This is a genomic window from Desulfosporosinus sp. FKB (assembly GCF_002196705.1).
In the GTDB taxonomy this organism is placed as follows: Bacteria; Bacillota; Desulfitobacteriia; order Desulfitobacteriales; family Desulfitobacteriaceae; genus Desulfosporosinus.
Map to the genome: position 1 here is coordinate 219,327 of NZ_NADJ01000040.1, position 17,149 is coordinate 236,475.

At 41.8% G+C, this 17,149-nt stretch carries 18 protein-coding genes, 3 tRNA genes and 1 other RNA gene; 6 read left to right on the forward strand and 16 right to left on the reverse strand.

From position 1 onward, the window contains the following. The first annotated feature begins 341 nt into the window (after positions 1-341). Positions 342-1,157: a flagellar motor protein gene (locus tag B5Y67_RS22575; protein WP_088228639.1), complete on the forward strand. Its 816-nt coding sequence runs from the start codon at positions 342-344 to the stop codon at positions 1,155-1,157. Next, on the forward strand, positions 1,154-2,005 hold the full coding sequence (locus tag B5Y67_RS22580) for a flagellar motor protein MotB (RefSeq protein ID WP_088228640.1): 852 nt from the start codon (positions 1,154-1,156) through the stop codon (positions 2,003-2,005). Before B5Y67_RS22575 ends, B5Y67_RS22580 begins: the two co-directional genes overlap by 4 nt. On the opposite strand, the gene B5Y67_RS22585 is transcribed toward B5Y67_RS22580, so the two are convergent. Continuing rightward, entirely contained in the window at positions 2,002-3,036 is a 1,035-nt protein-coding gene (locus B5Y67_RS22585) for a M20/M25/M40 family metallo-hydrolase (protein ID WP_088228641.1), read from the reverse strand. The genes B5Y67_RS22580 and B5Y67_RS22585 overlap by 4 nt on opposite strands. A 31-nt stretch (positions 3,037-3,067) precedes the next feature. Between B5Y67_RS22585 and B5Y67_RS22590 the strand changes: the two genes are divergently transcribed. Next, positions 3,068-3,505: a YaaR family protein gene (locus B5Y67_RS22590; RefSeq protein WP_088228642.1), complete on the forward strand. Its 438-nt coding sequence runs from the start codon at positions 3,068-3,070 to the stop codon at positions 3,503-3,505. A gap of 62 nt (positions 3,506-3,567) precedes the next feature. Beyond that, positions 3,568-4,356 (forward strand): protein-glutamate O-methyltransferase CheR, encoded by a 789-nt coding sequence (locus B5Y67_RS22595; protein WP_170932778.1) that lies wholly within the window; start codon positions 3,568-3,570, stop codon positions 4,354-4,356. Positions 4,357-4,430: 74 nt separating this feature from the next. Here the strand turns inward: B5Y67_RS22595 and B5Y67_RS22600 are convergent, their stop codons facing one another. The 13 genes from B5Y67_RS22600 to dnaG form a co-directional block, all read right to left on the reverse strand. Beyond that, positions 4,431-4,619, reverse strand: a complete 189-nt coding sequence (locus tag B5Y67_RS22600) for a hypothetical protein (RefSeq protein WP_088228643.1) — start codon at positions 4,617-4,619, stop codon at positions 4,431-4,433. A 205-nt stretch (positions 4,620-4,824) separates the two neighbouring features. After that, positions 4,825-5,208 (reverse strand): EamA family transporter, encoded by a 384-nt coding sequence (locus B5Y67_RS22605; RefSeq protein ID WP_088228644.1) that lies wholly within the window; start codon positions 5,206-5,208, stop codon positions 4,825-4,827. Between the two features lie 79 nt (positions 5,209-5,287). Continuing rightward, a complete protein-coding gene (locus B5Y67_RS26065; RefSeq protein WP_242976085.1) occupies positions 5,288-5,494 on the reverse strand; it encodes a hypothetical protein in 207 nt (68 codons plus the stop codon). 75 nt (positions 5,495-5,569) lie between these two features. After that, on the reverse strand, positions 5,570-6,307 hold the full coding sequence (locus tag B5Y67_RS22610; RefSeq protein ID WP_242976086.1) for an HD domain-containing phosphohydrolase: 738 nt from the start codon (positions 6,305-6,307) through the stop codon (positions 5,570-5,572). 486 nt (positions 6,308-6,793) lie between these two features. Further along, positions 6,794-7,160, reverse strand: an RNA gene (rnpB, locus tag B5Y67_RS22615) — RNase P RNA component class A. 23 nt (positions 7,161-7,183) lie between these two features. Continuing rightward, positions 7,184-7,345 (reverse strand): hypothetical protein, encoded by a 162-nt coding sequence (locus B5Y67_RS25490; protein WP_162531698.1) that lies wholly within the window; start codon positions 7,343-7,345, stop codon positions 7,184-7,186. Between the two features lie 239 nt (positions 7,346-7,584). After that, positions 7,585-8,415, reverse strand: a complete 831-nt coding sequence (locus tag B5Y67_RS22620; protein ID WP_088228645.1) for a Nif3-like dinuclear metal center hexameric protein — start codon at positions 8,413-8,415, stop codon at positions 7,585-7,587. Further along, on the reverse strand, positions 8,400-9,200 hold the full coding sequence (locus tag B5Y67_RS22625; protein WP_088228646.1) for a class I SAM-dependent methyltransferase: 801 nt from the start codon (positions 9,198-9,200) through the stop codon (positions 8,400-8,402). Before B5Y67_RS22625 ends, B5Y67_RS22620 begins: the two co-directional genes overlap by 16 nt. A 138-nt stretch (positions 9,201-9,338) precedes the next feature. Beyond that, positions 9,339-9,413: transfer RNA gene (locus B5Y67_RS22630), tRNA-Val, on the reverse strand. A 119-nt stretch (positions 9,414-9,532) separates the two neighbouring features. Beyond that, positions 9,533-9,607: transfer RNA gene (locus B5Y67_RS22635), tRNA-Ile, on the reverse strand. An 18-nt stretch (positions 9,608-9,625) separates the two neighbouring features. Further along, a tRNA-Asn gene (locus B5Y67_RS22640) sits at positions 9,626-9,700 on the reverse strand. Positions 9,701-9,821: 121 nt separating this feature from the next. After that, positions 9,822-11,009, reverse strand: a complete 1,188-nt coding sequence (gene rpoD, locus B5Y67_RS22645) for an RNA polymerase sigma factor RpoD (protein WP_088228647.1) — start codon at positions 11,007-11,009, stop codon at positions 9,822-9,824. Further along, positions 10,999-12,852, reverse strand: coding sequence for a DNA primase (gene dnaG / locus B5Y67_RS22650; RefSeq protein ID WP_088228648.1), 1,854 nt, complete (start codon positions 12,850-12,852; stop codon positions 10,999-11,001). The genes rpoD and dnaG overlap by 11 nt, the downstream gene beginning before the upstream one ends. 385 nt (positions 12,853-13,237) lie before the next feature. Here dnaG and B5Y67_RS22655 point away from each other — a divergent pair, with 385 nt between their 5' ends. After that, positions 13,238-13,849: a GerMN domain-containing protein gene (locus B5Y67_RS22655; RefSeq protein ID WP_088228649.1), complete on the forward strand. Its 612-nt coding sequence runs from the start codon at positions 13,238-13,240 to the stop codon at positions 13,847-13,849. Between the two features lie 327 nt (positions 13,850-14,176). Here B5Y67_RS22655 and B5Y67_RS22660 read toward each other — a convergent pair whose 3' ends face one another. Both B5Y67_RS22660 and B5Y67_RS22665 read right to left on the reverse strand, forming a co-directional pair. Further along, positions 14,177-15,211 (reverse strand): deoxyguanosinetriphosphate triphosphohydrolase, encoded by a 1,035-nt coding sequence (locus B5Y67_RS22660; protein WP_242976087.1) that lies wholly within the window; start codon positions 15,209-15,211, stop codon positions 14,177-14,179. Positions 15,212-15,531: 320 nt separating this feature from the next. Further along, entirely contained in the window at positions 15,532-16,383 is an 852-nt protein-coding gene (locus tag B5Y67_RS22665) for a DegV family protein (RefSeq protein ID WP_088228651.1), read from the reverse strand. A 169-nt stretch (positions 16,384-16,552) separates the two neighbouring features. Between B5Y67_RS22665 and B5Y67_RS22670 the strand changes: the two genes are divergently transcribed. Beyond that, on the forward strand, positions 16,553-17,029 hold the full coding sequence (locus B5Y67_RS22670; RefSeq protein WP_088228652.1) for an acyl-CoA thioesterase: 477 nt from the start codon (positions 16,553-16,555) through the stop codon (positions 17,027-17,029). The last annotated feature ends 120 nt before the right edge of the window (positions 17,030-17,149 follow it).

The window sequence follows — 17,149 nt, forward strand, 5'->3', positions numbered from 1 at the left end:
TTTCTCCACATTAATTACTTAAATTACTCAGTAAATACTCAGTAATTACTAAGTAAATACTCAGTCTTTTTTCAGGCAGTAAATACTTATTTGTATTACGTAGAGTTACTAAAGTTTAGGGTAAATTTTGTCGATATTAAATTGTAGAGATACTTTTCCTCTTCCCCTAATATAAGATTCTACGCTAAAATCATGTAATAAACGCAAAGGGAGGTATGTCGCAGCCCTTTATTTAGAAAAGCAATTAGGCCGGCGGACCCAGTTTATTCCCCTTTCTTTTTTGATTAAATAGAACTATGGTCTCTATTGCTAATGTATAAAGGAGTGTCGTGGCAAGAAACATGGATTTATCAACGTTAATTGGCGTCATCGCCGGAATAGGCGCTCTAGTCATCGGATATCTTCTGGAGGGTGGCTCTCTCGGTTCCCTTTTCCAATTTTCCGCAGCAATTATTGTTTTCGGAGGAACTGCTGGAGCAGTTTTGACCAGTTTTTCCCTCTCTGACCTTAAACACCTCCCGTATTGGCTAAGGGTTGCTTTTAAAAGTCAAACTTTTGGCACCGCAGAAGCTTATGAAGCTCTGGTTGGCTTCGCTGAAAAAGCGCGCCGCGAAGGATTATTAAGCCTTGAACAAGAACTCCAAACCGTTGACGATCGCTTTACTCGTCAAGGCTTACAGTTAGTCATTGATGGGACAGACCCTGAAATCACCGAGGAGATCCTGGAATCAAATATCGCTGTCCTGGAAAAACGTCATAAAGTTGGCATCTCCGTCTTTGAGGCAGCTGGCGGATTTGCGCCGACCATGGGGATTATCGGGACCGTTATGGGACTTGTCAGGGTGTTAGGAAATCTTTCTGATCCCTCATCACTCTCTGAATCAATCGCATCTGCTTTTATTGCTACCCTTTATGGAGTTTCCTCTGCCAACCTTCTCTGGCTTCCTATTGCCACAAAGCTTAAAATGAAAGACAAGGCGGAGGTTGCCGCAATGGAAATGGTTCGGGATGGAATCCTCTCGATTCAGGCGGGCGATAACCCATCCATTCTGAAGGAAAAATTAAAAACCCACGTCGGATCTCTGCTTCCCTCTGAAGAAGATGATGAAGAAGGCGCAGCGGCGGCGGGCCGTCCTGCAGTTAGTGAAGGCCGATGAGTAGAAAACGCGAACATGAAGCCGAAAAGGAAAATGGAGAACGCTGGCTGCTCACCTATTCAGACCTTATTACCTTACTTATGATTTTCTTTGTTGTCCTTTACTCGATGAGTAAAGTTGATTCTGAAAAGTTTCAAGCCGTGGCCGAAGCTTTGAACTCAGCCTTAAGCGGAGGCAGTTCTGCCAAAATACAATTGGCAACCAGTCCAGCAGGACCGGCTGCCATTCCTCCTAAAACTCCTCAAAGTGACATGACCAAACCCTCCACAACCACTCAGAATAACAACCAAAAGGCCGGTCAAGGAAATGTGGACGCAGATAACCAGTCTATCGATACCATTAAGGCTAAACTCGATAAATTTGCATCTGATAATGGCATTCAATCCACCTTAGTAACGTCTGTCGAAGAACGAGGCCTTGTGGTCAGAATTCAAGAAACCTTGCTTTTTGATAGCGGCTCGGCGGATATAACTCCTTATGCCCGTAATATCCTGGAAAAAGTCTCCACGGTCCTTGAATCATCCACCAACCAAATCAGGGTTGAAGGTCACACAGACAATTTGCCGATTCATACTGCTCAATTCCCCAGCAACTGGGAATTGTCAGTAGTCCGTGCTACTAATGTGGTGCAAATTTTGCAGCATGACGGCATTGACCCTAATCGACTCTCCGCAACCGGTTACGGAGAATACCGGCCGATTGCCTCCAATGATACAGAAGAGGGACGAAATAAAAACCGACGCATCGACCTAATCATTCTCCGTTCCAAATATGATGTCACGGAACCCAGCAGCGGGGCTTCTTCAACAACATCAAATTCGGCTTCGACAACAACGGTAACGCATTAGAAGGCAAGACTATGAAGTGCCTGATAGATGATCTCAGAAGCAAGATGGATCTGTTCGGGCTTCAATATTGCCGGAGTATCCTCTGGAGTGTGATTTTTATCCAGCCAATCCCTGGTCATGAGGGTAACCGCCGGAATACCCGCCGAGGCGAAACTAACTGAGTCGCTGTTATGTCCTCCGGGCGGAGTTATGGGGGCAGTGGCACCGTATTGACCTGCTGCTTGCTGAATAGCCTTAACAGCAATATTTTCACCGTCTCCCCACAATGCAAAGTCTCCCTTAGAACCGTTGCCGACAGTATCAGCATTGAGTACAGCTTTAATCTGACGCAGGGGAAATGGGGGACTATTGACAAAGGCTTGGGACCCTACAAATCCCATCTCTTCAGCGCTCCAGAATGCAATCACAATGGAGCGCTTTGGAGTTTTTCCTTCACTAAGGATTTGGCGAATAACATCCAGAATACATCCCACACCTGATGCATTATCGTTCGCTCCGGGATACACGTGCCCTTCAAATACACCCAGGTGATCATAATGGGCTGATATAAGGATCATTTCATGTTCGTTTTCTCCCATTAGTCCTCCGAGAATATTTGCACTTGGAATCCTTAAGTCTTTCGACTGCCCGGGCCTGAACGTTAGTCGTCCATTAACCTTGGTTTCAATGACCGGATAGATCGTAAAGGCTTGAGCAAAACCTGCTTCCGGCGTTCCCATTGGCTTTAAGCCAAGAAGACTTAATTGCGAGGTTAGATATTCTGCCGCTTTAGCTTCTCCTACTGATCCTGCTTTGCGTCCTTGCATCTCAGGTGCAGTTAAGGCAATAATATCATCCATCGCTGTACGCTTGAGGCTTTCCGTGGTTTCTCCTTTGACTTTTATCTCAGTCTCTGGGAGCTGTAATATGGCAGGAGGGTGTCCTAGTTCCGACTTAAGAAATTCTCCCATACGGGCAGGAAAGACACTCCAGGGCAAAAGGCTTGCCCCAAGTCCTAACAGCGTTTTTAAAAAAATTCTACGAGTTTGCATTTCAAAATATCCTTTCTAAAGGAGAATGACTATGTCTATTCGCATTGAGACACCAGCACAAGCCTCTTCTCCCACGATTGATTCTCAAAGCTCTTCAGAACGTACAATCGATTTTAAAGGAGTCTTGTCTCAAGCTCAAAACATTCAAAAGACTGAACTTCAAACCTTTCTCGAGCGTCTTGAGACCCAGGGCAAAAAATTATCTCAATCTCTTTCCATTCGAGACTTAAAGGATTTTCGTGATATGGTTAAATCCTTCCTGCGTTCAACCTTTGGCCAAAGCCGAAAAATGCAGGAAGAGTCCTCCTGGGATTTCCACGGTCGTCCGAAAATTATGGCTCGAATCTCCAAAATTGACAACGCTTTAGAAGATCTAGGAAAACAATTGCTCGACCAACAGGCTAAGCCTTTAGAAGTTTTAACCAAGGTCGATGAAATTAAGGGACTCATTGTAGATCTTTTTGCCTAATTTAGCCTTTAGTGAAGTTACAATAGCATACTAATTTATTCAAAGAGAGAGAGGTCATCCTTTTGGCTATAGCACCCATTTCCAATACCTATGAGGACTTTATTAAAGCCTTTCACCCTAAAAGCGGACTTGATCTTAAATTTTATAAACAAAACCAAATGCAGCGAAGAATTCTTAGTTTTATGAACTCCCATGGTTACCCAACGTTTCCTGAGTTCTTCAAAGCCCTCAATTCAGATCAAATTTTATATGACGCTTTTTTCAAACATCTGACCATTAATGTCTCTCAGTTTTTTCGCGACGCAAATCAGTGGAAAACTTTGAAAGAGTCCATTATCCCCCAGCTCCTTCAGAGCAAAAGCCCTCTAAAACTTTGGAGCGCCGGATGTTCGAGCGGGCAAGAGCCTTATTCTCTGGCCATGACCTTGACGGAATACTTTCCGAATAGCAAATTTACAGTCTTAGGTACGGATATTGACATTAATGTTTTGAATCAAGCTAAGGAAGGCCTTTATAAACAAAATGATTTTGCAAGTACTCCCCCTGAATTCCTGCAAAAGTATTTTATCTCAACTGACAAAGGCTATCAAATCAAAGACTCCGTAAAACGATTGGTCACCTTCCAGCACCAGAACCTCCTAACCGATCGTTTTCAATCTGGTTTTGACTTTATTGCCTGTCGGAATGTCGTTATTTATTTTACAGACGAGGCTAAAGAAATGCTTTATAAAAAGTTCACAGATGCTCTAAAAACAGGAGGAATCCTTTTTACCGGCAGCACTGAACATCTCTTTGGAATGAAACACCTCGGTTTAAAAGCAGTTTCTTCTTTCTTTTATCAAAAAGAATAAATATTAAGAGGAGCTATTCTCATAAAGCCAAGAGAAAAGCTCCTCTTTATTATTTCACCTTTAGAAAATTACATTTAAGCAGTAGGACAGATCCTCTCGTATTGCTGGATAAACTCCTCTAAGGGATAAGTAACACCTTTGCCGTGAACCTCAAGGGATACTTGCTGATCCTTTGGATTATACCCGATAAACTTCATACCTAGTAACTTGGCCATTTTGGATAACTCGATCCGTGCTCCGCGCCCAAAATCTTTGAATTGCATCCAACACACGCCCCTTTTTTAGTCTAAAGACTTTATAAAAGTTCTAGGGTTTAGATTATCTTATCCTATTCATATTTTTCTTGCAACTTTCGTTTTCGACAAAATTTACTCTCTTTCGCCTCGACACAGCTCTTTTTTTCTTAATATCTACACGGATCTTCCGTTGTCAGCAGCTTATAACTGTGCTTTAAAGCTCCCTTTATCGCTATGTCGCCCACAGGCCTAAAACACTAATACCCGCCAAAATAAGAATACTGCCAATAATTTTAGGAAATGAAAGATTTTCATGAAGAACCAATGTGCCATAAAAGATGGCAATTACATACCCGAGAGCAACCAGAGGATAGGCATAACTTAATTCCCAGCGTGATATCACCACAAGCCATAGAAAAGAGCTTAACCCGAAACACATAAATCCTAAAAAGATAGCCGGGGTAAAAATAATCGCTCCCAGTTGCCGCCAAATCCCCGTAACTGTAACTTTTCCATAAGTCAGCATGCCTAGGCGAAATAGAAATTGTCCCGTAGCCCCCAGCATAATCGAACCTATGGCCACGGCCATTGGAGAAAGTTCTGAATTAAGACCCATAAGAAAGAGTACTCCTTGTCTGATTATCCGATTTTTAACCTCAGTTTTCGCACCCGCTCTGAAATTTATACCTGCTTTCTCAGTCGAATTGATTGAATTCTAATCGCCTAATAAAACGGGTTAAATCTTGCATTAAATCGACATACATTGTCTGATTGAAATATTGTCCTTCTTTATCGAATAAAAGACGGAGGAGTGGCCGAGTCGGCATGTTTAGCGGTATCGCTGCCACAACTCCTATTTCACCAGTATTTAAGGTAACCAGGGAACCTTCTGGGTAGAGCACCAGGGCTTCCTGGAAGGCTTTAACGAAAAGGGGATTAAAGTCAGTCCCAGAACCGCCAATGATCATCTCCAAAGCCTAGTATGGGGGAAGACCTTTACGATAGGGTCTATCAGCCGTGAGAGCTTCATAGACATCTGCCACTGCTACGATCTGGGCATCTTGATAAATCTCCTGGCCCTTCAAGCCGAAGGGATATCCTCTTCCATTCCAGCGTTCATGATGTTCTTTAATCGTAGCGAGCACTGAAGATATAAGCCGGGCATCTTTCAACATTTCTTCTCCTAGAAGAGGATGTTGCTTAATAACGTCTCGCTCTTCCTCCGTCAAAATTCCGGGCTTATTTAAAATTTCCTTTGGCACTTGTAATTTCCCTAAGTCATGAAGCAGCGCTCCTAAAATCAAGTTCTTAAGCTTATTTTCATTGTAACTCAGCTGTAGTCCTATAATTGCAGACAGCAAAGCCACATTCAGAACATGCGTATAGATTCCAAAATCATGTTGTTTATACCTTTCAAGATTAATTCGATTCCCTTCCAAATCCAAAAACGTATCTTTTGTCCGTAATTCTTCCATAATTACGTTAACCAAAGCAAGCATCTTCTCAATATGCTGAGGCTGTAAGAGTTTGGCCTCATGGTAAATGATCCATAAAGAACCCACAAGTTTTACATAAACGTCCTTAGAAAATTCCTTAATGGTTTTAGTAGTCTTGATTAACGTTTTTTTTTCACTCCGAGTTTCCATCTTATATACTTCTTGTCGCTTAAGCTTTGCCAAGACATTAGAGGTAATTAAGCTTCCCTTTGCAAGCAATAGCCTACCCCTTGAATCAAATAAGTCCAATGGTGTTCTTTGCTCTTCAATTAATTTAGGACTAATTTTTTTTAAAACCAGATCCACGGTCATTGATCCCCGCTTTCTTTACCAAAGAGCCAACATTTAATCTAATATCGAATCTTGAAATAAACTAAATTTCCCCACATTTGTTATATATGTATATATAATAGGCCAAATTCTCGTATAAACCAACATTTATTTATCAACACATTTCGACTTATTTTTACCTTTCATTCATTCCCTATGTTAGTAAAACTCATATTAATCGACTAAGGTTTATAGAGAATTTCTTTACTTTTAATTCATGGATTATTCTAAAAAGAGAAGGGAGAACCAAATCTTTGATCCTCCCTCTACTAAGCAAATAACTATTTTTCAGGAAATTACGGAACGAAAAAACCCCGGAAAAAACTGAAGGGAAACGGCTATGTATAAATATACATGAGCAGTTTCCCATAAGCATGGCGAAGTGAACCTATAAGCCGAGTTCTGTCTCTCCTTGCGGAGGTGATGATCATCTATCTCGAACTGCCGTTACCGACAGCCTCCAGCGACCTTACCCGGGAACAAAAACGGGCCGTTCATCGTTCCCCTATTCGGTCTTGCTCCAGGTGGGGTTTACATGGCCAGCCAGTCACCTGACTGCCGGTGAGCTCTTACCTCGCCTTTCCACCCTTACCCATCCATCAAGAATGGGCGGTATATCTCTGTTGCACTTTCCTTGGGGTTCCCCCCACTGGGCGTTACCCAGCACCTTGCCCTATGGAGCTCGGACTTTCCTCAGGAGCGACTTTTCAGTCCCTGCTCCCGCGATCATCTAGTTTACTTCGCTCAATTATCTTACTAAAAAAATCAGTTTTGGTCAAATGGAGAGTTTTGGTTCTTTTCCATTTCTTCCATCTCGTCATCAATGTCCATTAGGGCTGCTAACCATTTTGCCCGATTTGCATTATCTTCTTTAAAATTTGTTAAAACCTTTTCGCGTTCCATACGGAGAACTTCTGCTCGATTCATGATGCTCTCAACTCCTTCAGTTATTTTTACTAAAAATTTCTAGACCAAAAACAATTCCAAATTAGTGGTTATATTTTGGTCTTAATTTTATTTTCTGATTATTTTCTATATACCTACAATACATGATTCGTCATTCAGTGTCAAGTATTAATTATCACTTTCACAAATTTTTTTAATTAATTCTTAACTACAATTCATTTTTATAGCTGGAACTTTCGCTAACAAAATATCCCCCCAGCCTAGAGCCAAGGGGATGCATTTTTTGAACTAACTTTAAATTCTATACCTTGCAGTGACCTTTCAGAAGTAAGGTAATAGTATAATGCCTGAAGCATAGGTGCCTCACTTAGAAAATGGCCAAGATCACCTACAGCCATTCCCCCTTCAAGGGCATCAAGTACCGCATGATGATCAACGTCTCCTGTGATAAGTAAGTCCGCACCTTTAAATAGTGCTTTCGGCACAAACCGGCCTCCGCTGCCATTGACAATCGCCACTTTGCGTATGTCTTTTTTTAGTGACCCGGCTAAGCGTACGCCTGTCAAATTATAAGGGTGGGCATAACTATTTGACTGCAGCAAACGTTCCAAAAAGTTCTGCCATACAGCCTCTAATGGTTCCGGGCGCTCCAAGTAACCAATAACACCATACCCGCGAAGTTCCTCCGTACTATTATAACTTTGCTCTTCAAGAAGCTTTAGTTCTTTTAAGCCTAAAATCTCTCCTAATGTTATGCTGGATGACAGCCTCGACTGATCAAGATTTGTATGTGCCGCATAGTATCCGATCTGATAATTGAACAATGTCAAGGGAATCTTTGCCGCAGGATTATCCGATCTCAAATTTTTCAATGGCCGAAACATAATCGGATGATGGGCGACAATGAGTTGTGCCCCAAAGTCTTTAGCCTCCTCGATGACCTCTAAAGTTCCGTCTAAAGCAATCAAAATGCGCTCAACGGGCGTAGAGCCAGATCCGACTAACAGACCAACATTGTCCCACTCTTCAGCCCAATATTTTGGGGCAAGTTTTTCAATATGTTGCGCTACAAGGCCTATCGATACTGCCATTTTTTGATTCCCTCCACCAAGACCAACTCCTCAGATACGTCTCTGATTTTTTCCAGGGTTTCCGATTTATTGGATTGCTTCATCTGTTCTAAGCGTCGTCTAAGCATCTCGCTGTAATCATCCAGATATTCTCTCAGAAGGTCTGTAGGTTGCTCTAAAATCAACGGGCCAAAATACCAGACTAGCTTGTCAACGATCATTGAATACCCCAAAAACTTGTTATCCTCTTGTTTTGGAGGGCTTAATCGTTGAAGCCAGACCTCCTTTTGTAAGGATAATTCAGCCATAGTTTGGCCTTCATCTCGAGAAAAGGCCATAACTGTATAGATGCGCCCGTCTTCTTTTACCAATTGTTCTGTTTTTAAGCGCCACCCACAGTCTAATAAAGACAAGCGTAACGTTCTTTCCCCTCCTTGAGGCTGAACAATTAAATGAGTTACTGCTTGCAATACATCCGGTCGAGCAGCAAAGATCTCTAACATAGTCTTTCCGCCCATCCCGGCAAGGGTTAAGACATTCACTTCCCCCACTGCCAGAGGCTTCAGTCCGTCGCCCATCCTGACATCAATAACCCGTTCTAATTGCCTCATTTTAACCGCTGCTAAGGCGGATTTAAAGGGCCCTTCATGAACATCAACGGCAACTGCCTTGGCGATTTTCTGGGCTTCTACAAGAGTAATTGGTAAATAAGCATGATCTGTCCCAATATCGCCAAGTCTGGCGTCCAAAGGAACCAGGGATGCAACCAACTGAAGGCGTGGACCCAATGTCATCGAAAAGGTCATAGGTCACCTCGTAATATAATAATTCCTTCTTCGAAATTTAATTATAAAGTATTATAACCAAATACGCGCATGAGAAACAATAGGATCAAATCAAAAATGGACTCCGGCATAGTTGCCACAGTCCATCATTTGCGTCATTGGTGGGCGATATTGGTCTCGAACCAATGACCTCATCCGTGTGAAGGATGCGCTCTACCGCTGAGCTAATCGCCCGAATCGATATTCGATATTCGAGTTTGTGGTTCGATCCATTCAAACAAGAACTTTGCGCTTCACATTATTAATCTTATTCACCGTTCGAACTACGAACCTCGTATCTCGAACTACGAATGTGGTGGGCCCACTAGGATTCGAACCTAGGACCAACCCGTTATGAGCGGGGGGCTCTACCGCTGAGCTATGGGCCCGAAAAGGGAAAAATAAATTGGCTCCCCGAGTAGGACTCGAACCTACAACCTACCGGTTAACAGCCGGTTGCTCCACCATTGAGCTATCGAGGAATGCCCTTTGCACGCATTATTATAGTTAATCTATCCCAAATAGTCAAGCCTTTATCTCAAAAATCTTAAATCTTGTTACTATTTAATTTAGCCTATTTAATTTAACTTCGGCAATTACCCCTTACTCCAAGTAATCTTTCAGCTTCTTGCTTCGGCTCGGATGACGCAATTTCCTTAAAGCCTTGGCCTCAATTTGCCGAATTCGTTCACGAGTTACGCCAAATTCCTGCCCGACTTCTTCCAGGGTACGGGTCCTGCCATCATCAAGTCCAAAACGAAGCCTAAGGACCTTCTCCTCACGTGGCGTCAGCGTTTCCAAAACTTCCTCCAATTGCTCTTTTAAGAGAATGAACGAGGCTGCCTCAGCTGGAGCAGGAGCATCATCATCGGGAATAAAATCTCCCAAGTGAGAGTCTTCTTCTTCCCCAATGGGAGTCTCTAAAGAGACCGGTTCTTGAGCAATTTTCATGATTTCCCGCACACGTTCAACAGGAATATCCATCACTTTGGCAATTTCTTCGGGAGCAGGTTCACGTCCCAGCTCTTGTAAGAGCTGCCTGGAAACCCGGATAAGTTTGTTAATCGTTTCAACCATGTGCACAGGAATCCGAATCGTACGGGCCTGATCGGCAATAGCGCGTGTGATAGCTTGGCGAATCCACCAAGTTGCATAGGTACTGAACTTGTACCCCTTGGTATAGTCGAATTTTTCTACGGCCTTGATTAATCCCAGATTGCCTTCCTGGATTAAATCCAAGAAGAGCATACCTCGGCCAACATATCGTTTAGCAATGCTAACTACCAGCCGTAAATTAGCCTCAGCAAGACGACGCTTTGATTCTTCATCTCCCGCCTCCATGCCTTTCGCTAGCTCAATCTCATCTTCAGCCGATAAAAGAGGCACCCGGCCAATCTCTTTCAAATACATTCGGACAGGATCATCAATCCCTACCCCTTCCGGTACGGAAAGATCTACTTCTGTCTCCTCTTCGATATCATCCGGATCATCCACGAGATCATCATCATCGTCAGCTTTGCCCTTTTTTAAGACTTCCTGTTCAACATCCTCAGGCCCAGGCACAACGTCTATTCCCATTTGAGCAAGTTGTTGGTAAATATCATCAATTTGATCCGCAGAAAGCTCAATTCCTTGAAGAGCGTCCATAATCTCTCTATAGGTTAGGGAACCTTTCTTTTTGCCATTCTGTATAAGAGCCTGAACGTTGTCCATTTGCTGCTCTTGTTTCAATTGTCCCCCGTCCTCCTTAGGATCTTTCATTTGAGTGCCTTTAACCTTACTATTTGCCACGTTTCAACCGCTCTCCTATCTCTTTCAACAGAGCCATGGCACCAGCCATGTCACCGGATTTTTCTAAGGCAACCATACGAGCCTGAAGATCTTCAACTGTATCCTCTGTTTGAGCAGAGAGAATACCTTGAATACAATCTTCAAGCAGCCGCTCAGTTTGGGATGTATCTAACTCTTCCAGGAGTAGGCTTGCCAAACGACTTTGAACCGTTTCATTGCTTCGGTTAGGTAAACTGCCTTCCTGATCGAGATAATCAAAAATTTGTTGATGCGTGGAAACTCTCCAGAAGGAGGTTCCTAATTGCTCCTTAATTTTTTTTGTTAAGGAGATATCTTCTAATAACAAGCGCAAAAGTGTCCGTTCCGCTCTATATACCCCCAGATCAACGGTTGGCTGAGGGGCTTCCGGATCACTCTTACATATAATGGCATTACTAATATTATCCCTATTTTTCTCAGAACTAATCGGATTTTGTGGAGAATATTCACCAGAACGTTCTTTTTTACTATTTTTCTGTTCCAGGCTTTTAATCTCACGCTGTACAGCTTCTAATGTCAGCCCTAGCTCTAAACTTAAGAACCGTTCGTACCCTTCTCTCTCAACTGGACTGACCACCTTAAGGACATCAGGAGCGAGCTTATGCACTAGCTCGGCTTTCTCTAAAATGTTCTGAGGAGGTTGGTTTTGAGTCAATGTTTGATATTTGAACTCAACATATGTCACTGCCTGTTTAACAAGTTTGTCAAAATCTTCGCGGCTGTGATTTTTCAAAAACTCATCGGGATCTTTTGCTCCTTTCAAGGTTACGACCTCAACCTGAAGTCCTGTATTGCGAAGGATCTCTCCTCCGCGTATGGCAGCATTGAGGCCAGCATCATCAGAGTCATACAGAAGAACGACGCGCCCAGTATACCTTTTTAAGAGGTTAGCCTGTTCCCGTGTTAAAGCAGTTCCTAAGGATGCTACGGCATTAGGATATCCTGCATTCTGAAGCGCAATAACATCCATATAACCCTCAGCCAAAAGGGCATAACCTTCTTCCCGAATTCCTTGATGAGCTCGATGCATTCCGTAAAGATGATGCCTCTTATTAAAAAAGGTTGTTTCTGGAGAGTTTAAATACTTAGGAACAGAATCATCTAAAACGCGTCCGCCGAAAGCAATTGGTATATTGCGGTGATCAAGAATGCTAAATAGTACTCGATTGCGAAAACGATCGTAAAATTTTCTTCCATCCTTGCCTGGCTTTCCTCTTTCCAAGGCTAACCCAGCTTCGGCAATTTCCTGAGGCTGTACTCCGCGTGTTTGCATATACTCAAGTAAACCGTCCCACCGCTCCGGAGCATACCCTAAACGGAACTTATTCATTGTCTCGGAATCTATACCGCGCTTTTTAAAATAACTTCGTCCGGGCTCCCCTTCGGGTGACTTTAACAGGAGATCATGATAGTAGTTGGCTGCCCATTCATTAATTTCTTCAACGCGTCGTCGGAGCCGAGCTTTTTCTCGCTCTTGAGTCGACATTTCTTTTTCTGGGAGCACAACACCGCACCTCTGTGCTAACCTTTGAACGCTTTCAATAAACGTCCAATTTTCCTTTTTCATAAGAAAAGAGAAAACATTTCCCCCCGTATGGCAACCGAAACAATAAAACATTTGTTTTTCGGGAGTCACCGTAAAACTTGGTGTTTTCTCAGCATGAAATGGGCAAAGGCCTAAGAAATTTTTACCCTTGCGCTGTAAGCTGACATATTCAGATATGACCTCAACGATTTCAGTACGCATACGCACTTCTTCGATAACTTCGTCTGGAATTAATTCCTCATGACCCCTATTTTCCACGTTCTTCGCCCTTCGATTTGCTCTCACATTTCAGATGGTTTGTCAACCCTATCTCTATACAATTCTTCGCCGAAAATTCACGGAATCCTCTTTTTTAAACCCCTTATCAAGAATTAGTTTTAAAAAGGATGCAATTCTCATTTCAAGACCTATTTAATTCTCTCTTTTAGTCCATAATCCCTCTTTTCTTCGACAAATATTTGTCGCCTAACTATGTCTTTTATTCTTAACAAAAGTCCTTTAGAGGCACCAATAATAAGGAAGAATTTTCCACGCCCTTTAACATTATCAAAAAGCATGTTAGAATAAGCAATAAACCAAACTAGTTTGATCGTCGCTCCTTTATAGACCCGTTAAACAGCACGATTTTAAGGAAGGAGAAATTATGACTAAAGGTATTATTCATAAAGTACATAGTCTCGTGTTTATAGCCTTATTACTTATGGTCACAGTTTTGACGGGATGTAACTCTGTAAAAACTCAGCAAACCCAGTCGTCATCAGATAATAATAACCAAACAACAAGTACAACAATAACACCCTCATCCCCTTCAACGAGTGAACCCGATAGTTCAGCAACGCAAGCAAAAACAGTAAAACTAACACTTTACTTTCCTAATACGGATGGGAGCGCTTTAGTTCCTGATCAACGGACTGTTGAAGTTTCAAATCAAGAAGTTATTAAAGCTATATTTAAAGAGCTATCATCTCCTCCTTCAGGTTTAGAAACTCCCCTTCCCAAAGGAACGATCCTGCGGAGTGCTGTTGTTAAAGACGGAGTTGCTACCCTTAATCTTTCGAGTCAATTTCGAAAGAATTTTGGCGGCGGATCGGACGCTGAAATAATGACTATCTATAGTATTGTAGATAGCATAACGAACTTGCCTGATGTTCAAAGCGTTCAATTCCTTTTAGAAGGGCAAAAACAAGATGGTATTCTTGGAAACCTGGATACCAGTGTTCCGCTTAAGAGTAACTCAAGTCTGATTCGTAAATAATTAAGTAAGTAGTAAGTATGCTATGCAAATCATTTGTTGACATTTCAGACTTTTGCCCAAACCTTAGTTTGGTTATCTTTTCTAAAACTTATACTCCTGCAGCAAAAATAATCCTATATCCTATTGCTAATTGATAAGATTTAACATTTATTTTGCTTACTCCATATTCTGTAATAATAGTTATGTGCGATTTTCCTGTTCTATGAAGAATATCTTTTGCATTTTAAGCGTTTCTTCTGCAGAATTAATAATGAGAAAGGTTATAGCAAACGAATTTCAGTTTCTATAACCTTTCTCTTTTTGTACTCCACTTTACCCCCGCCGGTCTTAGCGCGGGATAAATAAAGTTGTAAAGAGATCAATAGCATAATTATCTGTCAATCCAGAAATATAGTCGACTACAGCTTGAGTTTTGTCGTCTTCAGCCCAAGCTAAATAACTGCTCGGCAATTTTTCGATATTCTTTATATAATAGTCAAACAGTGCTTGAACAATGTACTGTCCTTTTCGGCGTTCCTCCCGTAAGGCAGCACTGTTATATACTTTGACGAACATAAACTGTCTAAACTCATTCATTGCACCCCCAACTTCAAGGGTCTGCCGAATCTGAGATCTTCCCTTCGACGCTTCAATCATATCAACGACCATATTAGAAATCATTACACTGGGTTTTCCCCCCAATATCTTCTTCACGTTTTGCGGCAAATCCTCTTGGGATAATAACCCTGCCCGTAAAGCGTCGTCATAATCATGGCAGAGATAGGCAATACGATCACCGGTTTTGACAATCTGACCTTCAAGGGTAAACGGAATTCCCTCTCCGGTATGGTTCAAGACCCCATCAAGAACAGGCTTTGTCAAATTCAACCCTAAGCCGTCACGAGCCAGTACCTTCATAATTCGAATTGATTGTTCATTATGTTCAAAGTGCCCAATGATCTTCTGCAAGGCTTCTTCTCCAACATGTCCAAAGGGGGTGTGGCCGACATCATGCCCTAAAGCGATCGCCTCAATTAGATCTTCATTTAATTGTAAACCTCGTCCAATGGTACGACAGATTTGTGAAACCTCAAGACTGTGAGTCATTCGCGTACGATAATGATCCCCTGAGGGGGCGATGTACACCTGAGTCTTATGCTTTAAACGCCGAAAGGGTTTGCTGTGCAAAATCCGATCCCGATCCCGCTGAAATTTTGTTCGGATGGGGCATTCTTCTTCCCGACGTTCTCGCAGGGCCATTTTACTCCTGGCCGCATACTCTGATAGTCGTTCTTCATCCTCTTCTGTTCGTTCACGTATATTTAAACGAATGTCTAAGCTAGGAGAATTTTCTTGCAAAGGGTCTATTTTTCTTTCAGGCATAGACATATCTCCTCTTTTTCTAGACAAGCGAACTTCCCATCTTGTCTGTATTTCGAAAAGTCATCTCTATTTTAACATATTATTTAAACCTTTTACTGTTCCCCGTTTAACTCACTTTCCGCAGGGAAACTTCACTCACTCCATAAGCCAGTATAACCAAGGTTATAACTTTAAAAAACGTAGTGTTGCACTCGCTCAGCATAATTATTTCAGTCGCCTATTATACCTTTCCTCTGCAATAAAAAAAGCCATAATCTCGTTGTAACTTCTTGATTATGGCCTAAAATTCTATTTTATTAGAGCAGGTGTTTTTGCCAAAGTTAATGGGTCATGAACATCACGCCAAGAGTATTTGGTCCGCAGTGAGAAGAGATCGTACAACCAGCCTTTGCAATTAATACTTCCTTAAAACCGGCTATTTCTTCGACAGTTTTTCGAACAAGGTTGATATATTCGGAAGATATACCTGAATGAACTATAAAAACCCTACCTAAATTTATATCGGGATGACCATGTAACTTATCGATTGTATAGGATTTCAGAACCTTATCCAAGGCACCTCGATATTTTTTGCCGACCTTCATTTTTCCACTGCTATTGTCTACTTCAATACAAGGTTTAATATTCAAGATATTAGCACCGAAAGCGGCAAGAGCTGAGCATCTGCCCCCTTCATAAAGATAGGTTAAGTTATCCAGGACAAAGCTTGCCTGAGCCTTGCTTCTTAAAGCTTTAACCTCCTCAGAGATCTTCTCTGCCGGCATTCCCTTTGCTATACGCTCAGCCGCCTCAATGACAAGAAGACCTATACCTGTAGAAAGATTACATGAATCGATGGGATAGACGCTTTTTAATTCCTGAGCAGCTATACAACAATTCTGGTAAGAAGACGAAAGTCCCGAGCCCAGGCTCAAATGGATAACCTCATATCCTTCATCTGTCCACCTTTTAAAATAACTGATATATTCTGCAGGATTCGGAGCTGCTGTTTTAGGCAAGATACGTTTTTTTTGAAAAGTAGCGTAAATGTCATCTGGTGTAATGTCAATTCCATCCCGAAAATCATTGTTGTCTAAAAGAACATGCAATGGACAACAATTCACCTCATATCTTTCTTTTAGTTTATCATCAAAATCACAGGTACTATCTGCACTTAGAATAATCTTTTTCATTTTTTCACTCATCCTTTGAAAGCCCATTTAAAAAACAACTGTCCTGTCTACGTGATTTCCCAGACCAAAATTTTACGTCTTTAGTTTTTACAAAAACAATACGAATAGTAATTAATTGTAAAATAATTGGATACTATAATTCTATTCTCTCTTGAAAGGAATTGAAGCTATGGCAGAAAGACCATTATCTGAAGCCAATTTAGTAATGAGTGTTGTTATGCAGCCCAGTCAAGCCAACTATGTAGGTAATATACATGGGGGAGAAATAATGAAGCTAATGGATTCTGCAGCCTATGCCGTCGCCCGGAAGCACTCTCATACGAACGTGGTAACTGCAAGGGTTGATGAAATTCAATTTCATCTGCCTATTTTTGTTGGGGAATTGATTACATGTACAGCTCAAATTATTTTTACCGGCCGCACTTCGATGGAAGTCGCCGTAACAGTAAATGTTGAGGACCTGGACTCAGATGAACCACCTAAAAAGGCTTTAACTGCTCATTTTACCATGGTAGCCTTAGATAAAAAAGGTATACCTACTCCTGTGCCTCTCTTGTCAGTTCAAACTGAAGAAGAAAAAGAACTGTTCGAACTAGGTAAACGAAGATACGAATATTATAAGTCAAAAAAGGATGAAGTTTCCTAGATAGCTCATCCATGTGTCTTTCTTATTGTAATCTATATTGCTTAATAAACAAAGCAGAAAACTATCACCTTTAGTTGATGCATAAGCGGTATTTCCTTAAAAGGCTCTGTATAAAAATTG